We start from the raw sequence: 26,294 nt of genomic DNA, 5'->3' as shown, positions 1-26,294 counted from the left end.
GCGGTGGATCGCCCGTCGCGGCCGGCCCGCCCCGGCGGGCACCGAATCCCCCGGCGGAGCCAGACGTGTCTCGACCGCCGCAGGTCGGCCCGCCCGGAGGGTTGCCCGTGACACGAGTGGGGTAGCCGAGTCGGGTCAGGGAGCCAACGAAAGGCGGCGAACATGAATCCTGATACGAAACAGGGCTACGCGCGACATCACGACGATCGTTCGACGGCGGAGCTGATGGGGGATCTCTCGACCCAGCTCACTCGCCTCGTGCGTGACGAGATGCAGGCCGCGACGGCCGAACTGCGGAGCAAGGGCCGAAGGCTGGGCGCGGGTGCCGGGCTGTTCGGCACGGCGGGCGTGCTCGCCCTCTACGGCGGCGGCGTGCTCATCGCCACGCTGGTCATGCTCCTCGCACTGGTCTTGACGCCGTGGATCGCGGGGCTCGTCGTGGGCGTCGCGCTGCTGGCGGTGGCAGGCCTGTGTGCGGCAGTCGGTCGTGGCCAGACCCGTAGGGCGACTCCGCCGGTTCCGGAACAGACGATGGCGAGCGTCCGCGACGATCTACAGACGATCAGGGAAGGGGCGCATCGATGAGCAGTCGGCAACGGCGGCCCGATTACGACCGGCCGCGAGACGACCGTACGTACGCGGTCTCGGAGGAGGTCCCCTCGACGCAGGCTCGGCCGGACGGCCCGAGCGATCCCGGCGACCTCCGGCTGGACATCGAGCTGACCCGCGAGGAACTCGGCGACACGGTCGAGGCACTGGCGCAGAAGTTCGACGTGTCCAACCGACTCAAGGGCGAGTTCCACGGTCGCACCGACGCGATGCGTGCCTCCGCATCGCATCTGGGCGAGCGGGCCGAGGCCTGGGTGAGCCGGGCGTCGGAGAAGCTGCCGCCCCCGGTGTCCCGCAGGTTCGATCAGGCGGTGTCCTCGGTGCGGGAGAACCCCGGACCCGCGGCGGCCGTCACACTGGTGGCACTGCTGGTGCTGCGCAGGCTGACGAGGCGACAGCGATGATCGGCAGGCTGCTCTACCGGCCGCTGGGCACGCTGCTCGGCATGCTCGGCGGGTTGGCGGCGAGCACGATCTTCCATCGGATCTGGAAGCGGTCGACCGGCCACGCGGATGCTCCCGAGGCCACGATGGAGGAGTACGGCTGGCGCGAGGTGCTGGCCGCGGCCGCGTTGCACGGAGCGGTGTTCGGTGTCGTCAAGGCGGCGGTGGACCGTGGTGGGGCGGCGGGATACCGTCGAGTCACCGGCACGTGGCCGGGCAAGACCGGCCACCACGCCGCCGGGCACTGACGGCGCCGCGGTCGCCGGCCCGCGTGGTCGGCAGGCCGGTGTGCAGGTCCGGTACGACAGAATGATCGATTCCCTCGGGCGGGGGCGTCGCGCGTGACGATCGGAGAGGACCCGGTCGAACGGCGATGTACTCCCGCCCTTTCCTCTGCCGTCGTTCTCGGCGGCCCGGTCCGTCCGCGCCGCACTGCCGAGCAGCCCCCGCAGGGGCGCGGGTGTACGAGGCGCGAGCGGCCGGGCCGAGCGGGACGTCAGGTGGGTGAGGACTCCGGTTCCTCGCCGTCGTCGACGGAACCGCGATCCCCCGCCGTGCCCGCTCGAGTCCGCGAACGGGACGCCGGGTTCGCCTCGACCTCGCCGACCGGGTCGTCGGGATCGTCGTCGCGCGTGCCCCGCCAGGTGCGCGCCATCGCCCGCAGCGAGGTCAACAACGGCACGGCCAGCAGCCCCCCGATGATGCCTGCCTGCGACAGCCCGATCGTCAGGGTCAGCGCCACGGCCAGCGGGTGCAGCCGCATCGTCCGGCCCATGATCCAGGGATGCAGGACGTTGCCCTCGATCTGCTGGACGAGCAGCACGATGCCGAGCACGAGCAGCGCCGCGACCAGGCCTTGCGAGGCCAAGGCCACCAGGATCGCCGCGGCGCCGGAGACCAGCGCCCCGATGAGCGGGATGAAGGCCCCGAAGAACACCAGCGCCGTCAGCGGCAGCGCCAGCGGGATGCCGAGGATGACGAGGCCGATGCCGATGCCGACGGCGTCGATGACGGCCACGGTGGCGGTCGCCCGGATGTAGCCGGTCAGCGATCGGAAGGCGTTCCGGCCCGCCTCGTCGGCCAGCGCCCGTCGACTCCTCGGGACGGCACGGAGCACGAACCGCCAGATCAGGGGGCCGTCTCGCAGGAGGAAGACCAGGATGAAGATCACCAGCACCAGGCCGGTGACGAAGCCTCCCACGGTGGTGACGGTGGTCAGCGCTCCGGAGAAGACTCGTTGCTGGTTGTCCTGCAGCGTGGTGCCGAGTTCCCCGATGGCGTTGTCGATCTGGGCGGACTCTAACCCCAGGGGCCCGTCGGTCAGCCAGGCCCTGATCGAGTTCAGGCCCTGGATCAGGCTGGACTGGAGGTCGGCGAGCCCGCCGACGAAGGTGGCGACGATGAAGGTCAGCGCGGTGCCCAACCCGGCCACGCCACTGACCAGGACGATCGCGGTGGCCGGGCCTCGGGACATCCCCCGTCTGCGCAGCGCGGACATGGCGGGTTCGAGCAGTGCGGCCAGTAGCAGCGCGATCGCCAGCGGAATCAACACGATGCTGATCCGGGTCGCCACCACACCCAGCACGTAGAGGGCGGCGACCAGGACCAGCAGTCGCCAGCCCGCGGCCGCGCTCACCCGGAGCCAGCGGGGGAGGGCTCGCCGCGCGTCGGTCTCGGAGTCGTCACGTCGATCGGCGGTCGTCATCAGCGGTCCAAGGTCTACTCGGCGTCCGAGCGGGACGGGGATGCGTGCAACGTGGACGGACGAGCCGACCGGCGGTGCCGCAGGCGGACCGATGCCCTCGCCCGTTCCATCGTGCCCGTATCGCGGGCGCTCTGCCCGACGATGGCGTCCGCCGCGGCCGCGCGCGGGCCCCGGACCGGCCGGGCGTCGGGGCGCCCGCCGTCGATGCGATGCGTTTTCCCCCGGCCGTCCGAACGCGGTCAGATGCCGACGTTCGGGGTCGGTTCCGCCGCGTCGGCGAACTCCCGCACCAGCGTCGCGCAGAAGACCGGGAGGTCGTCGGGCTTACGGCTGGTGATGAGCCTGCCGTCGACGACGACCTCCTCGTCCACCCAGGTCGCGCCCGCGTTGCGCAGGTCGGTCTGGAGGCTCGGCCAAGAGGTGAGGGTGCGTCCCCGGACGGCGTCCGCCTCGATGAGCGTCCACGGGGCATGGCAGATCGCCGCGATCGGTCGGCCCGCCTCGATCAGCGCGCGAACGAAGGCGACGGCCTGCGCGTCGGTGCGCAGGAGATCGGGATTGGCCACTCCGCCGGGCAGGACGAGCGCGTCGTAGCGATGCGCGTCGACCTCGCTCACGACGTGGTCCACCGGGAAGCGATCGGCCTTGTCGAGATGGTGGAACCCCTGGATCTCACCCTTCGCGGTCGACACCAGTTCGGGGGTGCCGCCCGCGGCGCGGACCGCCTCCCACGGCTCGGTGAACTCGACCTGCTCGACGCCTTCCGGCGCCACCAGGAATGCCACGGTCTGCTTCGTGAGCTGCTGTGCCACGGGCCTTCTCCTCGATGTCGGACGTGCATGCCGTCGTGGGTGCGTCGCCACCCGTCGGTCCGGGTGTCCGCGGTGGCGTACCCGGGTGCGCACCGATTCACTCGGGCGGACTCGTTCGGGGCCTCTTCGGCGGCCGTCGTGCTCGGGCGGCGGCCCGGACGGGTCCCGCCTTCTCGGCGATCGCACCCCGGAGGCGCGCCCCGGCGACGTGTCGGCCGCGTCGAGGCGGCGGCGTCCCACTCGGCTGAGCCGCCTGCCGCCGCCGTTTGACTGATCGTCACGACGGGTACCTCGTGGCGGTCCGTGCTTTCGACGAGGCTGGGAGGAGGGCGACTCATGCGGAGTCCCGCGACCGCCGTCCCGCCGCCCCTCGCCGGAGCGCAGGACGCGCTCCGGCGAGGTCGAGGACCGTGCCGACGCACCGCCCGCGCGGCGAGTCGAGTCGGCGACGAGAGCGGCGGATCATGACCGAGCATGTGATGGTCTTCGCCCCCTCACCCCAGCTCACGGTGACCGTGGAGGATCGGGGCGAGGAGCCCGATCTGCATCTGCACGCGGGAGGCCAGGGTGTCTGGCAGGCCAGGATGATCGCCGCCCTCGGCGTGCCGGTCGTCCTGTGCGCGGCGCTGGGGGGCGAGACGGGGGCCGTGCTGCGTCATCTGATCGTCGACGACGGACTGGAGCTGAAGGCGGTCGACGTCAGTACCCGCAACGGCGGTTACGTGCATGATCGGCGGGGCGGCGTGCGCAGGGAGATCGTGGACGCGCCGGGGGAGCCGCTGTCCCGGCACGAGCTGGACGATCTCTACGAACTGTCGTTGGTGCACGGGCTCGACGCCCGTCTGTCCGTGTTGAGCGGCCCTTCACGACTCGGCACCATCCCGGCGGACACCTACCGGCGGCTCGCCGCCGACATGACCGGCAACGGCGGGCTGGTGCTCGTCGACCTCGCGGGCGAACAGCTCGACGCCGCCCTGGCAGGCGGCGTGTCGATGGTGAAGATCAGCCACGAGGAGTTGATCGCGGACGGTCGGAGTCGCGACGACGACCGCGACTCGCTGATCAAGGCGGCCAAGGAGCTGCGGGCGGCCGGGCCGGGCGCGGTGCTCGTCTCTCGGGCCGCTGAGCCCGCGTTGGCGCTGCTCGACGATGTCGTCTACGAGGTGCGGCTCCCGGTGCTGCAACCCGCCGAGCCACGAGGGGCGGGCGACTCGATGGCGGCGGGGGTCGCCGCCGCGCTGGTACGGGGCAGATCGTTGACGGAGGCGGTGCGGCTCGGCGCGGCGGCGGGTGCGGTGAACGTGGTCCGGCGCGGGCTCGGCACCGGCAGCGACGAGAGCATCGAGGTGTTGGCCGCGAAGGTGGAACTACGGGAGATCTGAGGCCGGCCATGGGCGTGAGGACGGAGCGGAACACGTGCGGGTGCTGATCACGAACGACGACGGCGTCGAGTCACCAGGTCTGCACGCCCTCGCGGCGGCGGCGTTGGAACAGGGATGGGACGTCCTGGTGGCGGCGCCCGCCCACGAGTCGAGCGGCAGTAGCGCCGCGATCACGTCGGTGCAGCACGACGGGCGGGTGGTGGCCGACGAGCGTCGGCTGCCCGGCCTGGCGGGCGCCCAGTGCTTCGCGGTGCAGGCCGCCCCGGCCTTCATCGCCTTCGCCGCCTCGCGCGGCGCGTTCGGCGCGGCACCCGAACTGGTCCTCTCCGGCATCAATCTCGGCGCGAACGTCGGGCGTTCGGTGCTGCACTCCGGCACCCTGGGCGCCGCGATCACCGGGGCGATGCAGGGGGCGCGAGCAATGGCGGTGTCCCTGGATGCGGTGTCGCTGGACGCCGAGACGACGCGGGTCACCGGGGAGATGTGGCGGGCCGCCGCGATCGGCGCGGGACTCGCCCTGCCGCCGTTGTTGGCGGCGCCGCGCGGCACGGTGTTCAACGTCAACCTCCCGCCGACCGAGCAGCCCGCGACGATGCTGCATCGCGCGACGCTGGCCCGCTTCGGTGCGGTGCAGGGGCATGTCGACGCCCTCACCGACGGACGCCTGCGCGTGACGACGACCAGGATGGAGGCCGAGGGCGGCGACGGCTCCGACGCGAGCCTGCTCGCCGACGGTCTGGCGACCATCACGGAGGTCACCTGGATCCGAGAGACGGACACGGCGAGGCTGCCGACGCGGGTCGGACCCGCCGTCGCCGAGCGGGGCACGGCCTCGGCCTCCTAGCCCTCGGCGTCTCGCCGCGCTCGCCGACGGCGGGTGTGGTGCGTCGGATGTGGTGCGGCTGGTGTCGTGCGGCTGGGGTGTGGTGCGGCTGGGGTGTGGTGCGGCTGGGTGCTGTGCGGCCGCACTGGTGGGGTGTCCGGCCTCGGCGGGTCGGCGGCGGCCGGGGAGATCGCCGCCCATCCGTCGGCGCGGAGAGCGGGTGTCGTCGGTCGGACCTGTCCGGCGCGGCCTGGCCGTGGCCCGGCGAATTCTCATCGGGCGGCCGCTGTCGGCTCGTCTCGTGCCCGTGTGTCCGCGGCCGGCCCGCCTACGGCGCGCCGGATCTCGGCGGCTCGCACGACGGGCACCCGCCCCGAACCGTCGGATGCGTGGCCGGGAGAACGCCCGTCCGCTGGGGGCACGGCATGCCGGTGTGGGGGACTCGGCCGGTCGCCTCTCTCGGACGCCCTCGGCCGAGACGCGGTCGCCTCGGACCGCGCGGCCGGACCGGCAGGTGTGCAGCACGACCCGGACCGCCGAACCGGCCGACTCCGCTGGGACCGACTCCGCTGGGACCGACTCCGCTGGGACCGACTCCGCTGGGACCGATTGCGTGGGGACCGATTGCGTGGGGACCGATTGCGTGGGGACCGACTGCGCTGGGACCGATTGCGTGGGGACCGATTGCGTGGGGACCGACTGCGCTGAGACCTGCCGGCGTCGGGGCCTGCTGACGCTGCGACGAGCTGACGCCGGCCCCCGGCGGTCGCTGACGGGGACCGCCGACCCTGTGGCGGCCGATCCTGTGGCCGCCGATGCCGTCGAGGCGTTCCGGCGCGGCGCCACGCGGCCCCCGAGACTCGGGCGGCGGCGTCAGAAGCGGGGCCGGTTCCGGGGATCGGTGTAGGGCGGGGTCGGACCCATGGGCGTGCCGGGTGTGCCCGGCGCCGCCTCGGCGGGGTTGTCCCCGATGTGGGTGGCGCCCTGCGGTGCCTGGCCCGGTCGGGCGATCGGAACATCGGCCTCCGTGGGCCAGACGGGCTCCGATTCGGCCTCGCCGGACCGGGCGTCGCGGTCGACCGGAGCCCGTTCGCCCCGTTCGGCGAGCCTGCGGGCGGACTCCGCCAGCGCGGCGCCCACCCAGTGCTCCACCACTCCGAGATACCGGGTGACCTGCTGGCCGAGGGATCGGGGACGCCAGACCACGCGCACCCGAATTCGACAGTGCTCCGCGTCGACGGGCTCGAAGGTGACGATGCCGGCGTGTTCCGGGGTGTCCGTGCCGGATCGCCAGCGCAGTTCGCGGGCGGGCCTGCCGCCGAGCTTCTCGATCTCCCACTCGGTGTGCTCCCGGCTGCCGACGGCGAGCCGCCAGCGACTTCGTCTCCCGCCGTCGGAGACGACCTCCGTGACGTCGGGAAGCAGTTCGGCCAGACGCTGCGGCCTGGCCCACCAGCGGTAGGCGGTTGCTGCGGACACGGGAACGTCCGTCGACCTGTCGATGACGGCCACCTGCTGCTCCTCTGTCGGCGGGGCCCGGCACGGGATGCGGTCGGCGTCTCGACGACACGCACGTCCTGCCTGGGCGTGATGGTGGTCCTGTAAGAGCGTGTCTGCGACACCGCTCCCTGGTGGTGATACCCGAGATCGCCTCACACTGCACCTGTGTCCACCCGAGGAGGGTGCGCCGAAGCGGGTCCCGACGCGGACGATCTCGGGCCGACGACGTCGGGTCGGCGGCGCCCGTCGGCCTGCGCCGGCCCGATCGACCCGGCGTCGCGTCGAACGTCGTCGGACCGGCGTCTCACGCTCCGGTACGGTGATCGCAGGTGCGCATTCCGCGCCCACGCCGTCAGATCACAGGACGATCACGTGCCAGTGAAGGCCCAGTTCACGAAGCGTCCGCCCCGCGCAAGCGGGGGTGAGCCCTCGTACACGGTGAGCTCGCTGGAGCTGTAGACGTCCGCCCCGCGCAAGCGGGGGTGAGCCGCCGCGGCAGGAGGCATCCGCATGATCACCGTGGTCCGCCCCGCGCAAGCGGGGGTGAGCCGTCCTGACGTGCCTCCAGGCCGACGCGGTTCTTGTCCGCCCCGCGCAAGCGGGGGTGAGCCCGAAAGTGAGCGACATGGACCTCCCGGAGGGCTGTCCGCCCCGCGCAAGCGGGGGTGAGCCGATCGCGGCGAGAATCCACATCCACCGGGGCAGGTCCGCCCCGCGCAAGCGGGGGTGAGCCCAGCGCACAGCCGACGGGAGACCCCGCTGCGGCGTCCGCCCCGCGCAAGCGTGGGTGAGCCGTTCTTCTTCGCGATCTCGCGCCGGGCGTGATCGTCCGCCCCGCGCAGACGAGGGTGAGCCGTGCTTACGCGATTCGCGGCGGGTCTGAAAACGGTCCGCTCCGCGCGAGTGGGGGTGGACCGGGCATGTGCCGATGGCGCTGCGGGCCGACGTGTCCGCCCGGTGTGAGCCCGAGCGCACCGGTCGGCAGCTCGATCGGCGCGCGGCGCAGATCGTCCGCCCCGTGCGACCGGAGTGATCCGCCGGCCTTCGACCACCAGACGATCCTGCTCGGCGAGTCCGTCCCGCCCGCGCGCGGGGTGAGGGAGCCGGACGAGGGTTCTCGGCCTGTCGGCCCGGTCTTCGCCGCGGTCGCCTCGGCTCGTCGCCCTGCTCGCCTGCCTCCCGCCCCGGCCCGCCGGACGTCTCGCCCCGCCGGGCCCCTGTCTCGTCCGGCCCCGCCCGCCGCCGCCCGTTCCCTGGTCGGGTTCCCGGCGAGGTGTACCGCGCCCGCGCGGGGGTATTCGGGGAGCTCGACAGCAGGAGGCGCGATGCTCGACGGGTTGTCCGGCTCACTGATCACGACGACAAGACCGGTGCTGCTCGAACAGGCGGCGCGGGAACATCTGAGAGTCCACAGCCCGGTCGACGGAGCGCTGGTCGGTCTGCTCCCGGTGGCCGACGAGCACGAGATCACGCAGGCCCTGCGTACCGCCAGGTCGGCGCTGTCGGGCTGGTCGCGAACCTCGGCCGCCGAGCGGGGACGCCGCCTGCGCATCGCCGCCTCGGCGGTGCGTGCCTCCGTCGACGAGCTGGCCGCGCTGCACCACGCCGAGACGGGCCGATCGTTCGCCGATGCCCGAGCCGGGGTCCTCGCGGGTGCCGACGTCTTGGAGCAGTACGCCGAGCTGGGCCCGGTGCACCGGGGTCGCAGCCTTCTCGGCCGCCACTGCGCCGTCGACCTGACGGTGCCGCAGCCCCGAGGCGTCGTCGTGGTGCTGACCTCGTGGAACGACCCGGTCGGCGTGTCCTGCGGCCTGCTCGGTGCCGCGCTGGTCACCGGCAACGCCGTGGTGTACAAGCCGAGTGAGCGGGCGCCGCACGTCGGCCGTTATCTCACCGAGACGCTGTCGTCGGTGCTGCCGAGCGGCGTGCTGGCCATGATCTCCGGTGACGGCCGCACCGGCGCCCGGCTGGCCGCCGACCCCGGGGTCGACCTGATCGCCCACCTGGGCTGCTCCGAGGCGGGCCGCAGCATCGCCGAGTCGGCGGCACGGACGGGCGCGGCGGTGCTGCTGGAGAACGGCGGCAACGACGCGCTCATCGTCGACGCGGGCGTCGACGTCGACTGGGCCGCGGAACAGGCGGCGGTGGGGGCGTTCAGCGAGACCGGGCAGCGTCGCGGCTCCATCGAGCGGATCTACGTGCATCGGACGCTGGCCGACCGGTTCGCGCATCGGCTGGCCGCGCAGGCGGCCCGCCGGGTGGCGCGGCCCGCCCTGCCCGGCGACGTCGAACTGGGCCCCCTGGTGGACCGGCGGCGACGCGATCAGGTGCACGAGCAGGTCGGCGAGGCGATCGGCCGGGGCGCCTGGGCGCTGGCAGGTGGGCGGGTGCCGCGCGGGCCGGGCGCCTTCTACCCGGCGACGGTCCTCACCGGCTGTGTTCCGGACATGCGGGTGATGCGGGAGGAGACGTTCGGTCCGGTGGCCGCGATCCGCGTCGTCGAGGACTTCGATCAGGCGCTCGCCGAGGCGGGGGAGGACCGCTACGGCCGCGCGGCCACCGTGCTCACGGCGTCGATGAGCCGCGCCCAGCGCGCGTGGCAGGACCTGCCGGTCGGCACCGTCCGGGTGAACTCGGTGGTCGGTGCGGTCGGCCGAGGGGCACGGGATCGAGGCGGTGTCGACACCGGCTTCGACTTCGGCCCGGAGTTGTTGGACGAGATGACGGCGGTGAAGGTGGTGCATCTGGGCCTCGCGGTGCCAGGTGGACGTCGGAGCAGAGGTCCTGACCGGGTGTACGTCGGCGAGGAGGAAGTCGATGCGTGACTTTGGGAGCGAGACCGTTCGATCCGGTGGCCCGCTCGTCGTCGAGCACGGCCCACCGGGCGGTCCCGCCGTGCTGGTCCTCGATCCGGCGGGCGAGGCGAATCACGGCGGCCTGCCGGGCACCTGGCGCTCGCTGGCCGAACGGGTCCGAGTGATGTGGTGCAGGCTGCCCGCCACGGAGGCGGGCGTCGAGTCCAATGCCGAGCTGCTCGACGAGCTGGCCGAGTACGGGATGCCTGCATACCTGGTCGCGAGCGGCACGGCCACGCAGGACGCGCTGCTGCTCGGCGCGGTGAAGTGGCGGCTGGTCCGCGCGGTTCTGCTGATCGAACCCGACCAGGAGGACTCGGAACTCGACTCGCCGGTGCCCGAGGGCGCCACCGACCGGCTCGTACGGGAACTCGCCGCGCGCGGCGTGCCCACGCGGATCATCCGGCGGGACCCGGTTCACTCCGGGGACGCGGTGGGCGCGCCGCTGCCGCTGGGGCATCCCGAGGTCGTCGACCAGATCATCACGACGATGGCCGAGCTGGAGTCGGCGGCGAGCGAACTCGGCGGCCCCGGCACCCGGCCGTCCCTGACGCCGCAGGACTGGACTCGGATGCGGACCGGCCTTGCCGACGAGCTGCGTCGGGTTCGTCGCCGGCGGCGGTGATCACCCGACGACGAGGCGTGGCGGTGAGCGGTCGACGGATCATGGTCGGGACGGGACCGGGGACGCGGCGGGACGGGGTACGGGGCCGCCCCGCCGCGCCTTCGTTCGCCTCCGACGGTACGCAGGCCGGCCGATCGGACTCGGCACGAGGTATCGGGGGGCCGACGCCGCACCAGGGCCGCGCAGGCGGCGTCTCGGCGGCCGACCGAGAGGCCGTCCCGTCGCCGGACGGTCGTGCGGGGCTGGTGACCGTCGGACACGGCACCCTCGATCGGTCGGAGCTGGCCGCCCTGCTGCACGGAGCCTCGATCCGGGAGTTGGTCGACGTGCGCACCGTGCCGGGCAGTCGGCGCAATCCGGACACCGCGCGCGAGGCGATGAGCGAATGGCTGCCCGCCGAGGGGATCTCCTACCGCTGGGAGAAGCGCCTCGGCGGCTTCCGGCGACTGGCAGACCACTCGCCGGACACGTACTGGCGTAACACCAGCTTCCGGGCCTACGCGGGACATACTCGCACCCCGGACTTCCTCGCGGCCATGTCCGAACTGCTCGACGAGGTGCGGGAGCGTGCCGACGGTCGAGTGAGCGTGCTCTGCGGCGAGACGGTCTGGTGGCGATGCCACCGGCGCATCATCGCCGACTACACCTGGCTCGTCGCGGGCATCCCCGCCTGGCATCTGATGCACGACGGCAGGCTCGTCGAGCATCCGCCGACGCCGGGCGCGCGCGTCCAGTCGGACGGTCTGCTGGTCTACGACGTCGATCCCGGCTAGTCCGGCCGTCGGCGGACAGCGGGTGATCCCGGCCGGGTACCTCGGTCCGGTGCCGCGCGTGCCCGCGTGCTGTTCGGACGCTGCCGTGTCGTCCGTGTTTCGGTGCTCTGTGGCTCTGTGGCTCTGTGGCTCTGTGGCTCGGCTGTGCTGCGATGCCGTTCGCCTCTGCGGCGTCACGCCGGCTGCTCGGTCTCCGGCCGTTCGCCGCCGGGGCGGGCGCCGGGCGATCCGTCTCGCGGGTGTCCGGGGCCGTCCGAGCCCCGGCGGCCTCGTGGCGCGCTCGATCCGCGGCCCCACTGTTCGCCGAGGCCGCGATCGCGGCCGAGTCGTCCTCGCCGCTCGCCGGGCCCGTCCTGCTTCGTGCCCGCTCTCACCGTCGACCCGCTCGGGGCCGCGAGCCCCGAACCCGTCGAACCCGCGGAACGCTGACTCGCCGGCCCCGTGGAACTCGGACTCGTCGATCCCCCGGCCGTCGCCCCTCCGGAATTCGGACCCGCCGGACCGTCGTCGGGAGAACGGCCGCCGCCGGGGAACGAGTCGCCGCCGGACATCACGTCGTCGGCGAACGCCGGGTCGTCGCCGGACACCGGATCGCGTGCGCCCGGTCCGTCGGGAGGGCCGCCTGCCGCGATGTCCCGATCGGACTCGAGGTCGCCGTCAGACCCGAGACGCCCGCCGGAGCCGACGCCGCGGGCGGAATCCCGACGGCCGAACGCGGCGGCGAACTCCTCCAGACCCCGCAGCAGTGCGGCCCGACCCTGCCTGCTCATCATCGACAGCACGGCACCGAGGTCCGCGCGGCGCGCCTCACGCAGCCGAGCCAGCAGGTGGGTGCCGTCCGGGCTCAGCACCAGCTCGATCTCGCGTCGATCGTGGGCGCCGGACCGTCGTTCCAGGAGACCCGCCGCCTCCAGCCGGTCACACAGCCTGCTCGCCGAGGACGGTATGGCACCGAGCACCTCGGCGAGGCCGGTCAGGTTGATCGAGCGGTGCCACTCCACGACCTGAAGCGCGCGGAGCTGCGCGGGGGACACCTTCGGCCGGACCGTGTCGGCCGCCCTGCCCAGCAGCAGGGTGAGCGACTCGGCCGCGACATCCGTCGCGCGGGTCTCCAGCGGGTACGCCTCCTGCGGGGACGCGGCGGGCGGCTGTCGCTCGGCTGCCATACCTCACTGTGACATAGCTGGTGATCCGGTACGGAGGGCCTCGCCGTGGGTACCGTCTCGTCGAGTCGGCGGTCCCCGCCGCGGGGAGGAACGATGACGCATGGCCCGCGATCGCCCGGGTGGAGCAGACACTTCGGAGGCACGCGGTGCATGATCTCCTTCGCGTGCTTCCCGGTCTGTCGGCGGTGCACGCGGGCCCGCTCGACGCCACCGTCAGGCGATCTGGGGACAGCACGGCGGCGACCGGCATCGGGCGGCCCTGCTGATCGAGTTCGAACCGGCCACCTGCCGGATGATTCATCGTCGACGCGGGCTCGCCTCGACTGTGGACCCTCCGGGAGCAGCGCGCGCGGCGGATCGAACTGGAGCAGCGGCTTCCGCTCGGCATGTTCGACGGGACGTCCTATGCGACCAGGGAGGAGCCGTTGCTGCCGCGCGATCGGCTCTTCGTGGTCGGCGGAGGCGTCGACGACTCGTCCGACGGCACCCGTCGTTTATGGGGAGACCTCGTCGACCAGGGTCGTCCGGTCCTCCGGAGGACTGCCCGCCGGGGAGGCGGTGCGTGCCGTCCGGTCCGCTCTCGCCGTCTTCCGCGAACACACGGATCTCGACGACGGTGGTGGTGAGTCTGGACTGGTACGGGTCGGCTCCGGTCAAGGCAGGCCCCGACGGTGCGGAGGGCTCCCGTCGGCGGAGGGGACCCGTCGGCTGAGGGCTTCCACCAGGCGAAGCGTGTCCGCCACTGGTGAGAGGGGGCCGGGCCCGGACCGGCGTACCGAGGCGATCGCCGACTCGTGATCGGTCCGGGCGGCGATCTCCGGCCGTCCGGCGTGAAGCCAGGCCGTCAGCCGTCAGGTCAGCCGAGGCCGGCGCCCCTGAACGGTCTGCTCGGCCCGGTCAGACGTCGGCGACGCGTCGCGACTGGTCCGGCACCTGGAACTCCGCCCAGACGCACTTGCCCGCGCCCTCGGTCTCGAAGCCCCAGTCCGAGCTGATGGCCGCGACGATGAGCAGCCCCCTGCTGCGTTCACCCAGCGGGTCCGACCAGGAGATCTGCGGCGAGTCGAGACTGCGGTCGTGGACGCGGAGGGTGATCCGCGACGTGCCGCGTTCGACTTCGAGACGGATCGGCGCCGCGCCGTGCTCCACGGCGTTGGTGACGAGTTCCGAGGTGGCCAGCAGGACGTCGTCCGCCAGCTCCCCGCTCAGTCCCCACCGATGCAGTGCCGTGCCCACGGTGTGGCGTGCCTCGCCCGCGGCGGTGACTCCGCCCGGCGTCTCCATGCTGACCAGTGCACCCGTGTCCATCGTCCGATGCCTGCCCGCCCTCGCCGTCGTGCGGCCGGCGCCGGTCCGCCACGACGGGGGATGCTCGATGAAGAACACTCCTGTGCCTCGGCCGCGGGCCTCGACACCGCCGTGATCGCGTCCGTCTCCGGTCGCTGTGCCGTCGACGATCACCCCGCCCGAGGATGTCTGTTCGACGTACCCCGGCCGGTCGACCGTCGGCATTGACGGAGACCGGCCGCGCACCGCGCCCACCGGTCTCCCCTCCGCCTCGTCATGGTCGCTCACGCCGCTTGATTTACCCAGCCGTCGGGCGAGTCAATCAGGCGGGTGATCAGCCCTGCGTGCCGCCCGACCCGGTCATGGGACCGCCCGCCGAGGCCGCGCCGAGGCCCAGGACGTCGGCGAGCCCGGTGATCTCGATGATCTTGCGCAGCTGGGACTGCGGGTTCTCCACGGTCAGGCGGACGTCGTGCTCCTCGGCCTGGCGAAGGCCGCCCACCAGGACACGCAGGCCCGCCGAGTCCATGAACGAGACCCCGGCCACGTCGACGATCACCGATTCGGCGCCGTCGGCGGTGATCGCGGTGCCCAGATCCCGCTCCAGTTCCGGCGCGGTGCTCAGGTCCACCTCGCCCGTGACACTCAGTCGCGTCGAGGGGTGTCCTTCGGCGGTGATGCGCAACATCACAATCCCTTCCATCGCACTGGATCGTCATGCCTGGTGGCGAGCCGGGCATGTCACGGTGAACCCGCGGCGAACGGCCGTGCACGCATGATAGTTGTCTAGCGACAAAGAACTGTCACCACTGCCTCGCCGACCACGCCGACTGCATATCACGGCCGCCGCGTCGCCGACGACGTGGAGTAGATCACTTTCGCGTCGTCGTTTCACCTTCCAAGAGTCGGGTACCTCACCGCTTGCCGATGGCGTGTCACCCAGGGCGGTGAACGACGAGACCCCGTCCGTGCGGGGCTCGCGAACCCCCGGGCACGCCGTTCGGCGAGTACCGCCGTGCCGCAACGACCTCGGGAGTCATCATGGCTGAGACCGGACGCCTGCCCACCCCGGTGACGGAGAACTGGGACTGGCAGCTCGACGGCGCCTGCCGGGGCGCCAACAGCAGACTCTTCTTCCACCCCGAGTCCGAGCGAGGCCATGCCCGAGAGAAGCGGGAGAACCGGGCGAAGGCGATCTGCCGGTCCTGCCCCGTGCTCACCCAGTGTCGTGACTACGCCCTGACGAGCCAGGAGACCTACGGGGTCTGGGGCGCCATGGGCGAGGGCGAACGCCGTGAACTGCTCAAGGGACGCCGCCGAGAGCTGCGGATGGCGCTCTCCGCACGGTGACGCCCAGGGGCGCCGCTCCGCGGACCGCGGTGCCGCCCCGCAGGACTCAGGACTCGTGCGGAGCACCGTCGCCGCCGTCGAGATCGCCGATGCCCGCCCGCAGCCGGGTGAGGATGCTCGCCAACAGCCGCGACACCTGCATCTGGGAGACGCCGACACGGCGGGCGATGTCCGCCTGACTCAGGCCGCCGTAGAAGCGGAGTACGACGATCTTGCGGTCGCGCTCGGGCAGCCTGGCCAGCAGCGGGCGGACCAGCCTGCGATTGTCGACCTCCGCCATCTCCGGATCGGCCGAGCCGAACGGCGGATTGGGGGTGTCCTCCAGCAGCCGGTCCAGCGAAGAGCCCTGCCGCCCGCCGCTGGCGACCAGTGCTTCGAAGACGTCCTCACGAGGGATGCCGAGGTGTTCGGCCAGCTCACTGGGCTTCGGTGTGCGGCCGAGTGACTGCGTCAGCTCGTTGCGGGCGCCGATCACCGAGGCGCTCAGCTCCTTGAGCCTGCGGGGCACGCGGACCGACCAGCTGGAGTCCCGGAAGTGCCTGCGCAGCTCGCCCATGATCGTGGGCACCGCGAACGGCAGGAAGGCGCTCCCACGCTCCGGGTCGAAGCGGTCGACCGCGTTGATGAGTCCGACCGTCGCGACCTGGATCAGGTCGTCCAGCGGTTCGCCGCGACGGTCGAACTTGCGCGCCAGGTTCGTGGCGAGCCGGAGGTGCCGATTGACGAGTTCGTCCCGCACCGCCCGGCGTCGGTCGTCGTCCTCGTCGAGGTCGGCGAGTCTGCCGAACAGCTCCTCGTCGGACGGCTCGTCGGTGCCGGTGGTCGGCTCGGTCTGCTGTGTCGTCATCGATCCGCCTGTTCGGTCCTCCGGCGCACCAGTTCGATCCGCACGAGGTCACCGTCTCCGGACGGCTCGACGTGATCGGTCACCGAGTCGGTCAGTGCCGACAGCACCTGCCAGCCCATCGCGTCGGTGAAGTCGGGCCGGTCGACGCGGGACCGGACCTCCGCGGTGATGGTGATGTCCTGCTCACTGGGAAGGAAGCAGCACGTCAGCCGCGCCTCGGGCGCGGCGATGGAGACCAGCAGCGAGCAGGCTTCGTCGACGGCCATCCGGAGGTCGTCGATCGCGTCGAGGTCGAGATCCTCACGCATGGCGATGTCCGCCGCGACGGTCCGCAGGATCGGCACCTGTGCGGCCACGGCGCCCACCTGTACTTCGACCAGACCGGCGGACGCCGTTCTTGCGACGGTCTCTGGCTCTGTCACGGTTCATCTCCTCAGTGGCCTGGCGTCGGCGTCGCCGCCGCCCATGTCGAGGCGTCTCGCTCCTGCAACCTAGTCGTAAGGCTGACACGGTGGTGAACCGGCGGCCCCCGCCGGTTTCGTCCGTCGCCGTGATGCGACCGGAGGACGGCGACCAGGGTGAAATCGAGGTCCGAGCCCACCGACGCTCGGACCCGCCGTAGCTCGGACCCGCCGTAGCTCGGACCCGGCCGACGTCCGCTCCCCGTCGACGTCCGGCCTCGACCATGGGGCACGGGGGCGGCGGCGAGCCCGCCGGGGCGCCGCCGCCGGGCGAGCCTGGCCGTCTCAGATCCGATGGGCCGCGACATAACGCGCCGGGTCGCCCGCGAGGTCGCCGTGCCAGCGGGCCAGCGTCTCCTCCGCGAACGTGCGACCGCTCTCGGCCACCGCGACCAGCGGATCGAGATAGGCGACCACCTCCGGCCGCTCCACTCCGGCGCGGACCCGAGCCTCCAGACCCTCGCGGGCCAGCCGAAGCAGCTCGGCCGCCTGCTCGCGGACGGAGTCGCCTCCGATCCGTGCCGCGAGGCCGTGCCGGATCGACTGCTCCGACGCCGCCCGCAGGTCGGCGGGTCGATACGACTTGAGGAGGCGCCAGGCGGCGTCGCGGGACGGCGGGTGATAGCTGAGTCCGACCCACAGCGCCGGGATCGCCGGGGAGTGCGGCCAGCAGGGGCCGTCGGCGGCCCGCAGCTCCAGGGTCTCGCGCAGTCGGACGTCGGTCCAGATCTGGGACAGGTGTGCCCGCCAGTCCGCGAGGTCCGGCAGGGTTCCGTCGGCGAAGCCTGCGGCCAGCAGCTCCCGGAACGGCCGGTCGGGGCCTCGCCGGTAGTCGTCCTCGGCGATGCGGTGGTACATCATCGGCAGGTCCGCCGCCCAGTCGACGAAGTCCTGAATCCGCATGTCCTCGCGCAGCGCGGGCGGCAGGAGACCGCAGCGGGTCGGATCGGTCCGCTGCCAGCATCGGCCCCGGTGCGACAGCACGCCGGAGGGCGCACCCCCCGCGAGCGGGGAGTTCACCGACAGCGCGGCGATCACCGGGGACGCCGCCGCCTGCATGCGGATCTTCGCCCGCAGGTCGTCCTCGTCGAGATAGTCCAGCGTCGCCTGCGTCGACAGCGCCGTGGTCATCACGGTCGGTCCGAGCCTGCCGGCCTCGCCGAGCGAGTCGAAGTACTCCGCCATCCGATCGCCCCTGGCCTTGGGCACGCGCGTGATCTGATGCACGAGATCGAAGGGCAGGTTGCCGCCCGGCATGAGGGCCATGCCGAGCCGCGCGGCGATCTCGGCGACCCAGGCCAACGACTCCCGCATCCGTCCGACCACGGTGGCCAGGTCGTCTCCGGGGGCCGACGAGTACTCCAGCGCGCCGCCGTGCTCCAGGGTGAGCGAGAAGCCCGCGGCGGGCCGGAGTCCGGTGAGGTGACCGCGATCCCGGATCGGCTCCCCGCCGATCTCGGCGAGCAGGACCGCCAGCAGCCGTTCCATGCCGTACTCGCCGAGATAGGGGACCGCTCGCCCGGTGGCCGGATCGACGACGGCGATCTCGATCTCGACGCCGATCCGCTCGGCCGCGTCGGGAGGTCGGAGGAACGGCGACCGCAGGTCCGTCTCGGTCAGCGGTTCGGACGTCGACACGCTCATGGCCTCTCCTTCGTTCGCCTCAGCGGATCGATCGCCGTCGTGGGCCCCGAGCGAGACCGGCAGGGCCTGCTGCTGCGAGGCCCGGAACGCGACTGTGCGAACGACGCCCGGGCCCCGCCGGTCGGGGAGCACCCACTCGTGTCTCCTTTCCCACGCGAATCGAGACGGCTCTACTGACAGTAGTCGGTTGACTGCGCTTCGCTCCGGTGGTGGGACCGGCAGTCATCACCTGGTCCAGTGGATGGGAACGGGAACCGCCCGCGTCCTCGCCCCGACGCCGCGCGGCACCGCGAAGCGAAAGGCCGCTCGGCCCGGCGGCGGTCGCTGCCCACGGCCTCACCGGGCCCGAGCGCGGTCAGGGTGCCGCGCCGATCACGGCGCGGGGACGGTGTCCACGTGTCCGACGCCCGCTCCGCGATAGCCCGCCACCTCGGCGAGGACCTCATCGGGGCTCACGATCTCGTCCTTCGCGTGGTACACCCAGTCGACCTGCTGTTCCCAGGTGCGCGACACGGGGCTGTCGAGGAAGCCGGTCTCGATGAACCACTGGTTGAAGTGAATCGCCATCGGCGTGTCGGGATACACGTCGCCGCTGTGCTCGGCGACCAGCCGCCCGTCGACGTGATACCGCAGGCTCGTCCCGTCGGCCTGGACGACGAGATCGTGCCAGCCCGCCTGCCCGCCGGGGACCGCGGTCGACTCGTTGCGTGCGTCGCCCGCCGGATCGTAGGTCTCCCAGCTGGTCAGGAACAGCGCCGAGTCGGCCTGCCCCCAGCCCCCGTTGGGCAGGTACTCGAAGTCCAGCTCCCCGTACTCCGGGTCGTCAGGGAAGCGCAGGGGCGTGATCGTGAAGAAGGCCTGCACGAGTTCGTCGCCGTCCGGTCCGCTCACCGGCGTGTCGGTGAACCGGACCCTGGCCGCGTAGGTGCCGTGGTGGAACTTCCGCTGGTGCAGGATCTCGGCCTGCGCGGTGCCCGCCTCGGTGCCGTCGGTGGTGGCCTCCAGCCGCAGCACCCGGCCGCCGTCGCCGTCGACGAAGCCGACGTTCTCCGGTGCCCAGGTATCGCCGCCCACGCCGGGCCCGCCACCGTAGGAGCGGACCGTCCAACCGCGTTCCCGCAGGCGGGGATCGGTGTGCGTGGTGTAGTCGAAGTCGTCGAACAGGACGGCGGTCTGGGCGGCGGCCTCCGTTCCGGCAGGCAGCGCGGCCTCGGACGTCGTGGCGTGACCCGCCGCGGCGACGCCCGCCGGAACGAGTCCGACGGCGGCGACGGCGAGGAGTGAGCGCAGGGCCCCGCGACGCAAGGTCATGGCTGAGATCATGATCGTCCTCTCCTACGGTCCGGGTGGTCCGCCGCACCGACAGCGCGCGTCGAGACGCACGCCGCGGCCGGGTGGGCCTGTCGGATGTCGTCGTCCGCGTCTCGACGAGGAATGTCCGCGGAATCATCGCCGGTACGGTGTCTTTTCGAGGAGGTCGAGAATGGCGGCGGCGAGCCGACCTTAAATCACCTGATCTTCGTTCGGCAATGCATGCGACGCGGATTCCGGGACATTCCGTGGGGCGCGATGTCGAGATCCGTCGCCGGCCGCCCTGATCGTTTCGTGATTCGCCCAGCGTGTTCCGCCGGCGGCTGCGAACGATCGCGCCAATCCCTGTCGACGCGGCACGGCAGGCCGCGACGGGTCGACGGGGAGTCTTCCGTCGCGACAGCCGGCCGGATCGGCCGAGCCGACCGCGGCCGGCGTGCCTGCTCGGAGGAGCATGCAGCACCGTCGGCGCGAGTCAGGTACCACGGCTAGTGCGGCGAGTCTCGTAGTCGACCTGGAACCGGCCCGCGCCGGGTCGCGACCAGCCCCGCCAGGATCGAGGGTGGCTCAAGGACGAAGTGTGAACGCGGCCTTGGACAGCAGGTCGGTCGATCCGGAGACCTCGTTTTGCGACAACGCATTCAAGAACTGGTTGCCGAAGCCCAGCACCGTGACGCCGCCCGGTACCAGGCATGGGCGGAACGGGAGGAACCGCGGGCGCGACCACAGCGACGCCGAAGACACCGTCGCGGCGCTGATGTGTGACCAGAGCCCGACATTGACACAGATCGGATCAGTCGGTGAGGGTCAGGGGCGTGGGGCTGAAACGGTCGGCGAGCAGGTCGTCGAGCAGGGCGGGCAGTTCGGCGGGCAGGAGCTTGTCCGTGCACTGCCGCAGCTCGTCGGCCGGCCACCAGCGGCGTTCGATCAGCCCGGCCTTCTCGTTCTCGGTGGGCCGCAGCGCGACCTCCGGCGTGGTAGTGGAGGTGCGGCCGAGGAACACGTGCTCGATGCGGTGGTGGTCGCGACCCATGTAGCAGAACCGGGATTCGCGCACCCACAGCTCGCGGCTCAGGGTGGGGAGCATGATTCCGGTCTCCTCGGCGACCTCGCGGCGGGCCGCGGTCTGGAGGTCTTCGCCCTCGTCTAGGCCGCCGCCGGGCAGCTCCCACCAGTGGTGTGCGGTGTCGGCGGGGTCGAGGGCGTGGATGAGCAGCACGCGGTCGGCGGGGTCCTGCAGCAGGACGCGGGCGCCGATGCGGGGCGTGACGGTGCTGGTCGAGGCGGTCATGCTGCGGCTGGTTCCTTGCGGTCTCGGCTGACGGGGCGTGTGCTCTGGCAGCCGACCGCGAACCCGGCCGGCGAGGTTAGAACAGGGTGGGCTCCGGCTCGCCAGGCGTGGCCGCCGTGGCGGGGTCCGACGGTAGCAGTGTGCTGGTCGCGGTCAGCGCCAGGCGCACGGCGAGTCCGGAATGGTCGGTGAGCCGGGTGCCGTCCGCGGTGAGTTCCCTGGTCTCGTGGACGTACTCGCAGCCGCTGAGCACCTCGGTCAAGGCTGCCGAGCCGTGGGCGTGGTCGTAGCGGTAGCCCAGGTCCGCGCGGCGGGCCCAACTGTGCTCGACCCGGTCGGGGTGCAGGTGCCGGAACAGGTCGAGCAGGCCGTGTCGGTCGGTCAGGCCGCTGTAGAAGGCGTACTCGAACGGCGCGAACTGGCCCCGGTGCGCCGGGGTGTGGCTGGGTTCGAGCACGTTGAGGTCGCCGAGCAGCAGCAGCGGCGCCGAGCTGGTCGTGTTGTCGAGGGCGCGGCCGAAGCGCTGGATCCAGGTCTTCTTGCGGTCGGTCTTCTCGGCGGTGGCGTCACGACATCGACTCGCTCGACTACGGCCTCAACCTCCTCACCTCGCAGTTGCTGCACGGCTGCCTGTTGACCACCGAACGCGTCGCCGACGCCGCCCTCGATGGCCGGCTCCCTGGCCAGGGCCTGCGCAAGATCGACCTCGCCGACGACTACCAACCCCGCCTGGAGATCCTCACCGGCATCTTCGCCCGCAAAGGCGACCGCGACCGCTACGCCGCCGACCACCCGCTCAACCTGCTGTGGAACGCCTTCACCGAGGCGACGCCGACCACGCCGGTCGTGCCCCACCTTCCCGGCTGAATTGAGCGTGTCTTACGTACCTGACTGCGGCAGGACGACCTGACCTGCGCAGAGGGCTTGCCATCCGAGCTCACGGTGATGCCATGGGCGAGTCCGTGGTTGGCGTGGCCCCCTTGGGGCAGGGCTGGCAGGAAGAAGGTGCTTCCCGGGGAGGGGCGGCTCCTTCGCAGGCCACGTGAACACCACGCGGCTGTGCCGCTTGTTCAACGCCGGCCCTTCCGGGAGATCGGTGTCGGGTGTGTCGATCGGGAGGACGTGCAGGGTCGGAGCCGGGCGGCCGGCGCGATCCCACCCCAGGATGTGATCTGCCATCTCTTCGGCGGCCGGCGCCCCGTCAGGGCCGTGGGCGTACACGACGTATTCGAACTCGGATGCGGCGACCTGGCGCAGTCGGCCCCGGTAGGCCAGGGTCGCGCCGTGCACTGCCGCAGGGGCCCGTATCGCCAGGAGGGATCGACCAGGCCACTGGCGACGGCGCTGGTCTGGGCGATCATGACGGCTCGCCTGTCGGGCGACGAGGCGGCCGAGGGCGTCGGTGTGCAGGACACCGGCTCGGCCTCCGGGCACTCCTGTCGCGGACCAGCGGTCGATGCGGTCGATCAGCACCGCGAACGCGGCGTCGCGGACACGGGCCGTCCGGACGTGCACCGCAGGCAGGGGATCGCCGGCCGGGAGTCGACGACGATCCGATGGGCGCCGGCACACAGTCGGTGTTCATCCGCTGGTGCCGCAGCGGCGTCGGGCCTTGGGCGAGCGTCACCGCCGGGCGGTACTGCGGTGAATGGGCGCACCACGGCCCGCCTTCGACGGCGTCGTGGTCGTCGGTGTGGCCGGCGCAGCCGCCGGCGTGCTCACCACACGGCCTCGCATGGTCCATCGGCATCGGGTGCCTGCTGCGGGGGAGAGCGATGGTCGATCGGCGCCGACGACATGCCGGCCCGGCCCGGACGCATCAGCCCGGCCAGGAGGGCACCGCCCCGGTTCGGCATGCCGCGGCATCCGCCTGCTCTGCGACGGCGTCGACGTCAGCGGATCGGCGCGCGGGCCATGCACCAGGTACGGGGTCCGCCGTCGGGCAGCGCGACGTCGGCGGTGACGACGAAGCCGAGTCGTCGGTAGAAGGCGACGTTGCGTTCCGTGGACGTCTCCAGGAAGGCGGTGACGCCTGCGGCCTCGGCGGCCTCGATGCCGGGCCGGAGCACCGCCGTGCCCAGTCCCCGGCCCTGGCTGTCGGGATGGACGCCCACCGTGCCGAGGAACCACGCGGGCTCGGTCGGCCGGTGCGGTGCCAACGCAGCCTCCGCCGCGGCGGACGCGGCGGCGCGCTCGCCCGCCAGCTCCGCGAACTCGGGGCCGAGCCGGGCGAAGACCGCGCCGATGTCCTCGGCGTCCGGGGTGGTCCACACGGCCACCGCGTCGCCGCCGTCGGCCACCCACACCCGGCCGTGCGGCAGTCCGACCTCCGTCAGGAACAGCTCCTGGAAGCGCGTCACCCGTCGCAGGTGGTCCCGCTCGTCGACGACGTGTCGCGTGTAGGGATAGTCGCCGAAGGCCGCGCCGAGGGTCTGCGTCGCACGAGGCACGTCCGCCTCGGTGGCCGGTCGGACGTCGGGCGGCGTGATCATGAGCTTCCTTCCTGGGAGACGGTGCGGCCGCCGACGCTAGCAGGGCCTGGCGAGCGCGAGGCCGTCGGCGAGCCGCCCGGCGCGGGTTCCGCGTGACACGCCTGCGGGCCCGCGTCGTCCAGGGTCGTCCCGTCCTCGACCCCGGCAGGCGGCCGCGGTAGGCGGCCGCGGTAGGCGTGCGCGGCATGCGACTCCGGCAGGCGGCCACAGCAGGCGAGCACGGCAGCCGATCCCGGCAGGCGGCCGCGGCAGACGTGCGCGGCATGCGACTCCGGCAGGCGACCCCGGCGACCTTGGCAGGCGATCGCAGCAGACGGCCCCCGGCAGACGACCCCCGGCAGGCGACCCCCGGCAGGCGACCCCGGCGGGCGGACGCGGGTCCTCAGCCCAGGTCGTCGGCGGCGTCCCTGGCATGCAGGCCGGACAGCACGTCGGGCAGGTCGTCGGTGTGCAGCACGCCGAGCCTGCGAGTGGTCCTGGTGACGGCGACGTAGAGGTCGTTGAGGCCGCGCGGGGACTCGTCGACGATCAGCTGCGGCTCGACGACGAGGACCGAGTCGAACTCCAGCCCCTTCGCCTGCCCGACCGTGAGCACCGTGGTCTGCGCCGTCAGATCGCCGGACGCGCCCGGCGTCGCGACCGAGGACGGCTCGTCGGCGAGTGCGGTGGTGAGCTCGTCGAGACGTGCCGCCGGGACGAGCACCGCGATCCGGCCGTCGCCGACCTCGGCGACCTCCTCGGCCACCAGGTCCGCCAACGCCTTGGCCGTGGTGCCCGCCGGAACCCGCAGCGACCACGGCGGGACCCCGGTCTCCCGGACCGATCGCGGCGCTCGGAGATCGGGGTCGATCGCGGCGGCGACGTCGCCCGCGACGGTCATGATCTCGGCTGGAGTCCGATAGTTCACCGTCAGCTCCTCCAGGCGCCAACGCTCGGCGACGTAGGGCCCGAGGACCTGCGACCAGGAGTCGGCGCCGCCCTGGGAGCCGGTCTGCGCGACATCGCCGACCAGGGTCATCGACTTGCTGGGGCAGCGACGCATCAACACCCGCCAGGCCATCGCCGACAGTTCCTGTGCCTCGTCGACGACGACGTGCCCGTAGGTCCAGGTCCGGTCGGCGGCGGCGCGGGCCGCGGTGGTCTCGTACCGCCGTTCCTCCTGGCGGGAGGCCAGCTGATGGGCGTCGACGATGTCCACCGCGCGCAGCAGTTCGGGATCGAGGTCCTCCTCCATGTCGAGGATGTCCAGCACCCCCTGCGCGTAGGCGATCTCGGCGCGTCGGGCCTGCTCCTCCTGCTTGCGGGCGGCCCTGGTGTCCTCGCCGAGCAGTTCGGCCGCCTCGTCGAGCAGCGGGATGTCGGCGGGGGTCCAGCCGTCGCCGTCCGAACGCAGCATCGCCGCGCACTGCTCCTCGGTGTAGAGCCGTCGGGCCGCGGTGGCCAGTCGCTTGGGCGAGTCGAACAGCTCCCGCAGCAGCCGTTCCGGCGTCAACGTGGGCCACAGTTCGTCGAGGGTGGCGCGCACGCCGTCGTCCGAGGCCAGCTCCTCCCTGATCTCGTCGAGGTCGGCGCGGTCGAGCAGGTGCCTGCCGAGCCGGTCGGCGATCTGCAGGGTCATCGAGCCGAGCATCTCGCGGATGAAGATCGACTTGGCCTCGTTGTGCGGGCGTCGGGAGCGTCTGGCCCGGCCGCGTGCCTGGGTGACCATCGCGCGGTCGATGACGACCGACTCCCGATCGATCTGAAGCTCGATCGGCTTTCTCGGCACGCTCTGCCGGTCCTTCACCGCGGCGGCCATCAGCTTGATCATCGCCGCGTCGCCCTTCAGGGCGGCGACGGCGGGGGGCTCCTGCCGGGTCGCGGTGATGCCCGGATACAGCTCGGCGACGGTCGAGAGCACCACGCCGGTCTCGCCGAGGGAGGGCAGGACCTGGCTGATGTAGTGCAGAAACGTCGGATTCGGTCCGATGACCAGCGTGCCGCGCTTGGCCAGCTGATCGCGATGGGTGTAGAGGAGGTAGGCGGTGCGGTGCAGCGCGACGGCGGTCTTCCCGGTACCCGGTCCGCCCTGGACGACGAGGACCCCGCTCCGGGGCGAGCGGATGATCCGGTCCTGTTCCTGCTGGATGGTGGCGACGATGTCGGTCATCCGGCCGGTCCGGCTGCGGTTCATCGCGGCGAGCAGCGCGGCCTCTCCGGTGAGGGAGCCCGTGCCGGCGTTCTCGGCGGCGGTCAGGTCGAGCACCTCGTCGTCGAGGGTGACGACCTTGCGTGCGCGGGTGCGGACGTGGCGCCGCATCCGCACGTTCTCGGGAGACGCGGCGGTGGCCGTGTAGAACGGGCGGGCCGCCGGGGCCCGCCAGTCCATCAGCAGCGGCTCGTAGTCGTTGCTGTCGTCGGCGAGGCCCAGCCTGCCGATGTGTCGTCGCCCGCCGCCCTCCAGGTCGAGCCTGCCGAAGTAGAGGCCCTCTTCGACATCGCGGAGCCGGGTCAGCTCCTCGGCGTACATGGCGGCGGCGATGTCACGCTCCAGCCAGGCCTGCGGCGTTCCCGCGTGCTCCTCGCCGAGCACGGCGGCATGGCGGGCGGTCGTCTCCTTGCGCAGCTCGTCGACGCGGCCGTAGAGCATCGAGACGTAGTCCTGTTCGCGGCGGATGTCTTCGCATTGCGAGCCATCGTTCGGACCATGCGAAGAATTTGACAACGGGCCCATCCCTTACTACGATCGAAATTACTCTGCGCGCCTCATTGCGCTTCGGCGAGCGGCCGGGAAGAGATTTTAGCAGCACTCCTCGTGGTTTTCGTGTGCGTACCGACAGCCGTCCTGGACACGCCTCGTCGCTCTTCGTCCCACACTGCCCGGACGCGGTCCGGCCTTCTCGTCGCCCGGTTCGTCCGACACCTTTCGATCAGGACGA

Annotated in this window: 25 protein-coding genes; 11 read left to right on the top strand and 14 right to left on the bottom strand. The window is 72.3% G+C overall.

Annotation, left to right across the window (positions count from 1 at the left end; translation table 11 throughout):
• Positions 1–162: 162 nt before the first annotated feature.
• The 3 genes from AHOG_RS21525 to AHOG_RS21515 are packed head-to-tail and all read left to right on the top strand — an operon-like array spanning position 163 to position 1,300.
• Entirely contained in the window at positions 163–585 is a 423-nt protein-coding gene (locus AHOG_RS21525; RefSeq protein ID WP_093942964.1) for a phage holin family protein, read from the top strand.
• The gene (locus AHOG_RS21520) at positions 582–1,013 is read left to right on the top strand and encodes a DUF3618 domain-containing protein (RefSeq protein ID WP_093942963.1); all 432 of its coding nucleotides are present in this window, start codon (positions 582–584) and stop codon (positions 1,011–1,013) included. Before AHOG_RS21525 ends, AHOG_RS21520 begins: the two co-directional genes overlap by 4 nt.
• A complete protein-coding gene (locus AHOG_RS21515) occupies positions 1,010–1,300 on the top strand; it encodes a DUF4235 domain-containing protein (RefSeq protein WP_093942962.1) in 291 nt (96 codons plus the stop codon). Before AHOG_RS21520 ends, AHOG_RS21515 begins: the two co-directional genes overlap by 4 nt.
• 248 nt (positions 1,301–1,548) lie before the next feature.
• On the opposite strand, the gene AHOG_RS21510 is transcribed toward AHOG_RS21515, so the two are convergent.
• Together AHOG_RS21510 and AHOG_RS21505 are read right to left on the bottom strand one after the other, a co-directional pair.
• A complete protein-coding gene (locus tag AHOG_RS21510; RefSeq protein ID WP_093942961.1) occupies positions 1,549–2,757 on the bottom strand; it encodes an AI-2E family transporter in 1,209 nt (402 codons plus the stop codon).
• 239 nt (positions 2,758–2,996) lie between these two features.
• Positions 2,997–3,569 carry a type 1 glutamine amidotransferase domain-containing protein gene (locus AHOG_RS21505; protein WP_184451043.1) on the bottom strand — a complete coding sequence of 191 codons (573 nt, stop codon included), beginning with the start codon at positions 3,567–3,569 and terminating at the stop codon, positions 2,997–2,999.
• A 464-nt stretch (positions 3,570–4,033) separates the two neighbouring features.
• On the opposite strand from AHOG_RS21505, the gene AHOG_RS21500 reads away from it, so the two are divergent.
• Together AHOG_RS21500 and surE are read left to right on the top strand one after the other, a co-directional pair.
• Positions 4,034–4,951 carry a 1-phosphofructokinase family hexose kinase gene (locus AHOG_RS21500; protein ID WP_093942960.1) on the top strand — a complete coding sequence of 306 codons (918 nt, stop codon included), beginning with the start codon at positions 4,034–4,036 and terminating at the stop codon, positions 4,949–4,951.
• Positions 4,952–4,985: 34 nt separating this feature from the next.
• Positions 4,986–5,795 carry a 5'/3'-nucleotidase SurE gene (gene surE, locus AHOG_RS21495; protein WP_093942959.1) on the top strand — a complete coding sequence of 270 codons (810 nt, stop codon included), beginning with the start codon at positions 4,986–4,988 and terminating at the stop codon, positions 5,793–5,795.
• An 852-nt stretch (positions 5,796–6,647) separates the two neighbouring features.
• On the opposite strand, the gene AHOG_RS28825 is transcribed toward surE, so the two are convergent.
• Positions 6,648–7,286: an SRPBCC family protein gene (locus AHOG_RS28825; protein ID WP_221438815.1), complete on the bottom strand. Its 639-nt coding sequence runs from the start codon at positions 7,284–7,286 to the stop codon at positions 6,648–6,650.
• Positions 7,287–8,599: 1,313 nt separating this feature from the next.
• On the opposite strand from AHOG_RS28825, the gene AHOG_RS21480 reads away from it, so the two are divergent.
• From AHOG_RS21480 to AHOG_RS21470, 3 genes are all read left to right on the top strand, one after another.
• Positions 8,600–10,099 carry an aldehyde dehydrogenase family protein gene (locus tag AHOG_RS21480; RefSeq protein ID WP_093942956.1) on the top strand — a complete coding sequence of 500 codons (1,500 nt, stop codon included), beginning with the start codon at positions 8,600–8,602 and terminating at the stop codon, positions 10,097–10,099.
• Positions 10,092–10,754: a hypothetical protein gene (locus AHOG_RS21475; protein WP_157736970.1), complete on the top strand. Its 663-nt coding sequence runs from the start codon at positions 10,092–10,094 to the stop codon at positions 10,752–10,754. Before AHOG_RS21480 ends, AHOG_RS21475 begins: the two co-directional genes overlap by 8 nt.
• A gap of 245 nt (positions 10,755–10,999) precedes the next feature.
• On the top strand, positions 11,000–11,527 hold the full coding sequence (locus tag AHOG_RS21470; RefSeq protein WP_245856369.1) for a DUF488 domain-containing protein: 528 nt from the start codon (positions 11,000–11,002) through the stop codon (positions 11,525–11,527).
• Between the two features lie 173 nt (positions 11,528–11,700).
• Here the strand turns inward: AHOG_RS21470 and AHOG_RS21465 are convergent, their stop codons facing one another.
• Positions 11,701–12,693: a MarR family winged helix-turn-helix transcriptional regulator gene (locus tag AHOG_RS21465; RefSeq protein WP_093942954.1), complete on the bottom strand. Its 993-nt coding sequence runs from the start codon at positions 12,691–12,693 to the stop codon at positions 11,701–11,703.
• Between the two features lie 299 nt (positions 12,694–12,992).
• Here AHOG_RS21465 and AHOG_RS30595 point away from each other — a divergent pair, with 299 nt between their 5' ends.
• Positions 12,993–13,319 (top strand): SpoIIE family protein phosphatase, encoded by a 327-nt coding sequence (locus AHOG_RS30595; RefSeq protein ID WP_157737108.1) that lies wholly within the window; start codon positions 12,993–12,995, stop codon positions 13,317–13,319.
• Positions 13,320–13,590: 271 nt separating this feature from the next.
• Here AHOG_RS30595 and AHOG_RS30105 read toward each other — a convergent pair whose 3' ends face one another.
• A complete protein-coding gene (locus tag AHOG_RS30105) occupies positions 13,591–14,268 on the bottom strand; it encodes an ATP-binding protein (RefSeq protein WP_245856368.1) in 678 nt (225 codons plus the stop codon).
• Positions 14,269–14,314: 46 nt separating this feature from the next.
• Complete coding sequence (locus AHOG_RS21455; protein WP_093942953.1) at positions 14,315–14,683, bottom strand: STAS domain-containing protein; 369 nt, start codon at positions 14,681–14,683, stop codon at positions 14,315–14,317.
• Between the two features lie 338 nt (positions 14,684–15,021).
• Between AHOG_RS21455 and AHOG_RS21450 the strand changes: the two genes are divergently transcribed.
• A complete protein-coding gene (locus tag AHOG_RS21450; protein ID WP_093942952.1) occupies positions 15,022–15,330 on the top strand; it encodes a WhiB family transcriptional regulator in 309 nt (102 codons plus the stop codon).
• 46 nt (positions 15,331–15,376) lie between these two features.
• Here the strand turns inward: AHOG_RS21450 and AHOG_RS21445 are convergent, their stop codons facing one another.
• From AHOG_RS21445 to AHOG_RS21420, 6 genes are all read right to left on the bottom strand, one after another.
• A complete protein-coding gene (locus tag AHOG_RS21445) occupies positions 15,377–16,177 on the bottom strand; it encodes a SigB/SigF/SigG family RNA polymerase sigma factor (protein ID WP_093942951.1) in 801 nt (266 codons plus the stop codon).
• Positions 16,174–16,599 carry a hypothetical protein gene (locus AHOG_RS21440; protein WP_093942950.1) on the bottom strand — a complete coding sequence of 142 codons (426 nt, stop codon included), beginning with the start codon at positions 16,597–16,599 and terminating at the stop codon, positions 16,174–16,176. The genes AHOG_RS21445 and AHOG_RS21440 overlap by 4 nt, the downstream gene beginning before the upstream one ends.
• Before the next feature lie 324 nt (positions 16,600–16,923).
• On the bottom strand, positions 16,924–18,282 hold the full coding sequence (locus AHOG_RS21435; protein ID WP_157736969.1) for a glutamate-cysteine ligase family protein: 1,359 nt from the start codon (positions 18,280–18,282) through the stop codon (positions 16,924–16,926).
• Positions 18,283–18,654: 372 nt separating this feature from the next.
• A complete protein-coding gene (locus AHOG_RS21430) occupies positions 18,655–19,593 on the bottom strand; it encodes a glycoside hydrolase family 16 protein (RefSeq protein ID WP_169725894.1) in 939 nt (312 codons plus the stop codon).
• Between the two features lie 793 nt (positions 19,594–20,386).
• Positions 20,387–20,884 carry an NUDIX hydrolase gene (locus tag AHOG_RS21425; RefSeq protein ID WP_093942947.1) on the bottom strand — a complete coding sequence of 166 codons (498 nt, stop codon included), beginning with the start codon at positions 20,882–20,884 and terminating at the stop codon, positions 20,387–20,389.
• A gap of 76 nt (positions 20,885–20,960) precedes the next feature.
• On the bottom strand, positions 20,961–21,341 hold the full coding sequence (locus AHOG_RS21420) for an exonuclease/endonuclease/phosphatase family protein (RefSeq protein WP_245856367.1): 381 nt from the start codon (positions 21,339–21,341) through the stop codon (positions 20,961–20,963).
• Positions 21,342–21,517: 176 nt separating this feature from the next.
• Here AHOG_RS21420 and AHOG_RS21415 point away from each other — a divergent pair, with 176 nt between their 5' ends.
• On the top strand, positions 21,518–21,751 hold the full coding sequence (locus tag AHOG_RS21415; protein WP_157736968.1) for a hypothetical protein: 234 nt from the start codon (positions 21,518–21,520) through the stop codon (positions 21,749–21,751).
• Between the two features lie 1,025 nt (positions 21,752–22,776).
• Here AHOG_RS21415 and AHOG_RS21410 read toward each other — a convergent pair.
• Complete coding sequence (locus tag AHOG_RS21410; RefSeq protein WP_093942945.1) at positions 22,777–23,376, bottom strand: GNAT family N-acetyltransferase; 600 nt, start codon at positions 23,374–23,376, stop codon at positions 22,777–22,779.
• 382 nt (positions 23,377–23,758) lie between these two features.
• Entirely contained in the window at positions 23,759–26,005 is a 2,247-nt protein-coding gene (locus AHOG_RS21405) for an ATP-binding domain-containing protein (RefSeq protein ID WP_245856366.1), read from the bottom strand.
• Between the last annotated feature and the right edge of the window lie 289 nt (positions 26,006–26,294).

This window comes from Actinoalloteichus hoggarensis (genome assembly GCF_002234535.1).
Classification (GTDB): Bacteria; Actinomycetota; Actinomycetes; order Mycobacteriales; family Pseudonocardiaceae; genus Actinoalloteichus_A; species Actinoalloteichus_A hoggarensis.
Note: the sequence above shows the minus strand (reverse complement) of the source record. Positions and strands in the feature narration are given on the sequence as shown.

Bases quoted from the DNA above. Each gene is read 5' to 3' on its own strand.
- AHOG_RS21525 (WP_093942964.1), top strand. From the start codon at position 163: ATGAATCCTGATACGAAACAGGGCTACGCGCGACATCACGACGATCGT.
- AHOG_RS21520 (WP_093942963.1), top strand. From the start codon at position 582: ATGAGCAGTCGGCAACGGCGGCCCGATTACGACCGGCCGCGAGACGAC.
- AHOG_RS21515 (WP_093942962.1), top strand. From the start codon at position 1,010: ATGATCGGCAGGCTGCTCTACCGGCCGCTGGGCACGCTGCTCGGCATG.
- AHOG_RS21510 (WP_093942961.1), bottom strand. From the start codon at position 2,757: ATGACGACCGCCGATCGACGTGACGACTCCGAGACCGACGCGCGGCGA.
- AHOG_RS21500 (WP_093942960.1), top strand. From the start codon at position 4,034: ATGACCGAGCATGTGATGGTCTTCGCCCCCTCACCCCAGCTCACGGTG.
- AHOG_RS21480 (WP_093942956.1), top strand. From the start codon at position 8,600: ATGCTCGACGGGTTGTCCGGCTCACTGATCACGACGACAAGACCGGTG.
- AHOG_RS21475 (WP_157736970.1), top strand. From the start codon at position 10,092: ATGCGTGACTTTGGGAGCGAGACCGTTCGATCCGGTGGCCCGCTCGTC.
- AHOG_RS21465 (WP_093942954.1), bottom strand. From the start codon at position 12,693: ATGGCAGCCGAGCGACAGCCGCCCGCCGCGTCCCCGCAGGAGGCGTAC.
- AHOG_RS21455 (WP_093942953.1), bottom strand. From the start codon at position 14,683: ATGGAAGGGATTGTGATGTTGCGCATCACCGCCGAAGGACACCCCTCG.
- AHOG_RS21450 (WP_093942952.1), top strand. From the start codon at position 15,022: ATGGCTGAGACCGGACGCCTGCCCACCCCGGTGACGGAGAACTGGGAC.
- AHOG_RS21445 (WP_093942951.1), bottom strand. From the start codon at position 16,177: ATGACGACACAGCAGACCGAGCCGACCACCGGCACCGACGAGCCGTCC.
- AHOG_RS21435 (WP_157736969.1), bottom strand. From the start codon at position 18,282: ATGAGCGTGTCGACGTCCGAACCGCTGACCGAGACGGACCTGCGGTCG.
- AHOG_RS21430 (WP_169725894.1), bottom strand. From the start codon at position 19,593: ATGACCTTGCGTCGCGGGGCCCTGCGCTCACTCCTCGCCGTCGCCGCC.
- AHOG_RS21425 (WP_093942947.1), bottom strand. From the start codon at position 20,884: ATGACCGCCTCGACCAGCACCGTCACGCCCCGCATCGGCGCCCGCGTC.
- AHOG_RS21410 (WP_093942945.1), bottom strand. From the start codon at position 23,376: ATGATCACGCCGCCCGACGTCCGACCGGCCACCGAGGCGGACGTGCCT.
- AHOG_RS21405 (WP_245856366.1), bottom strand. From the start codon at position 26,005: ATGCTCTACGGCCGCGTCGACGAGCTGCGCAAGGAGACGACCGCCCGC.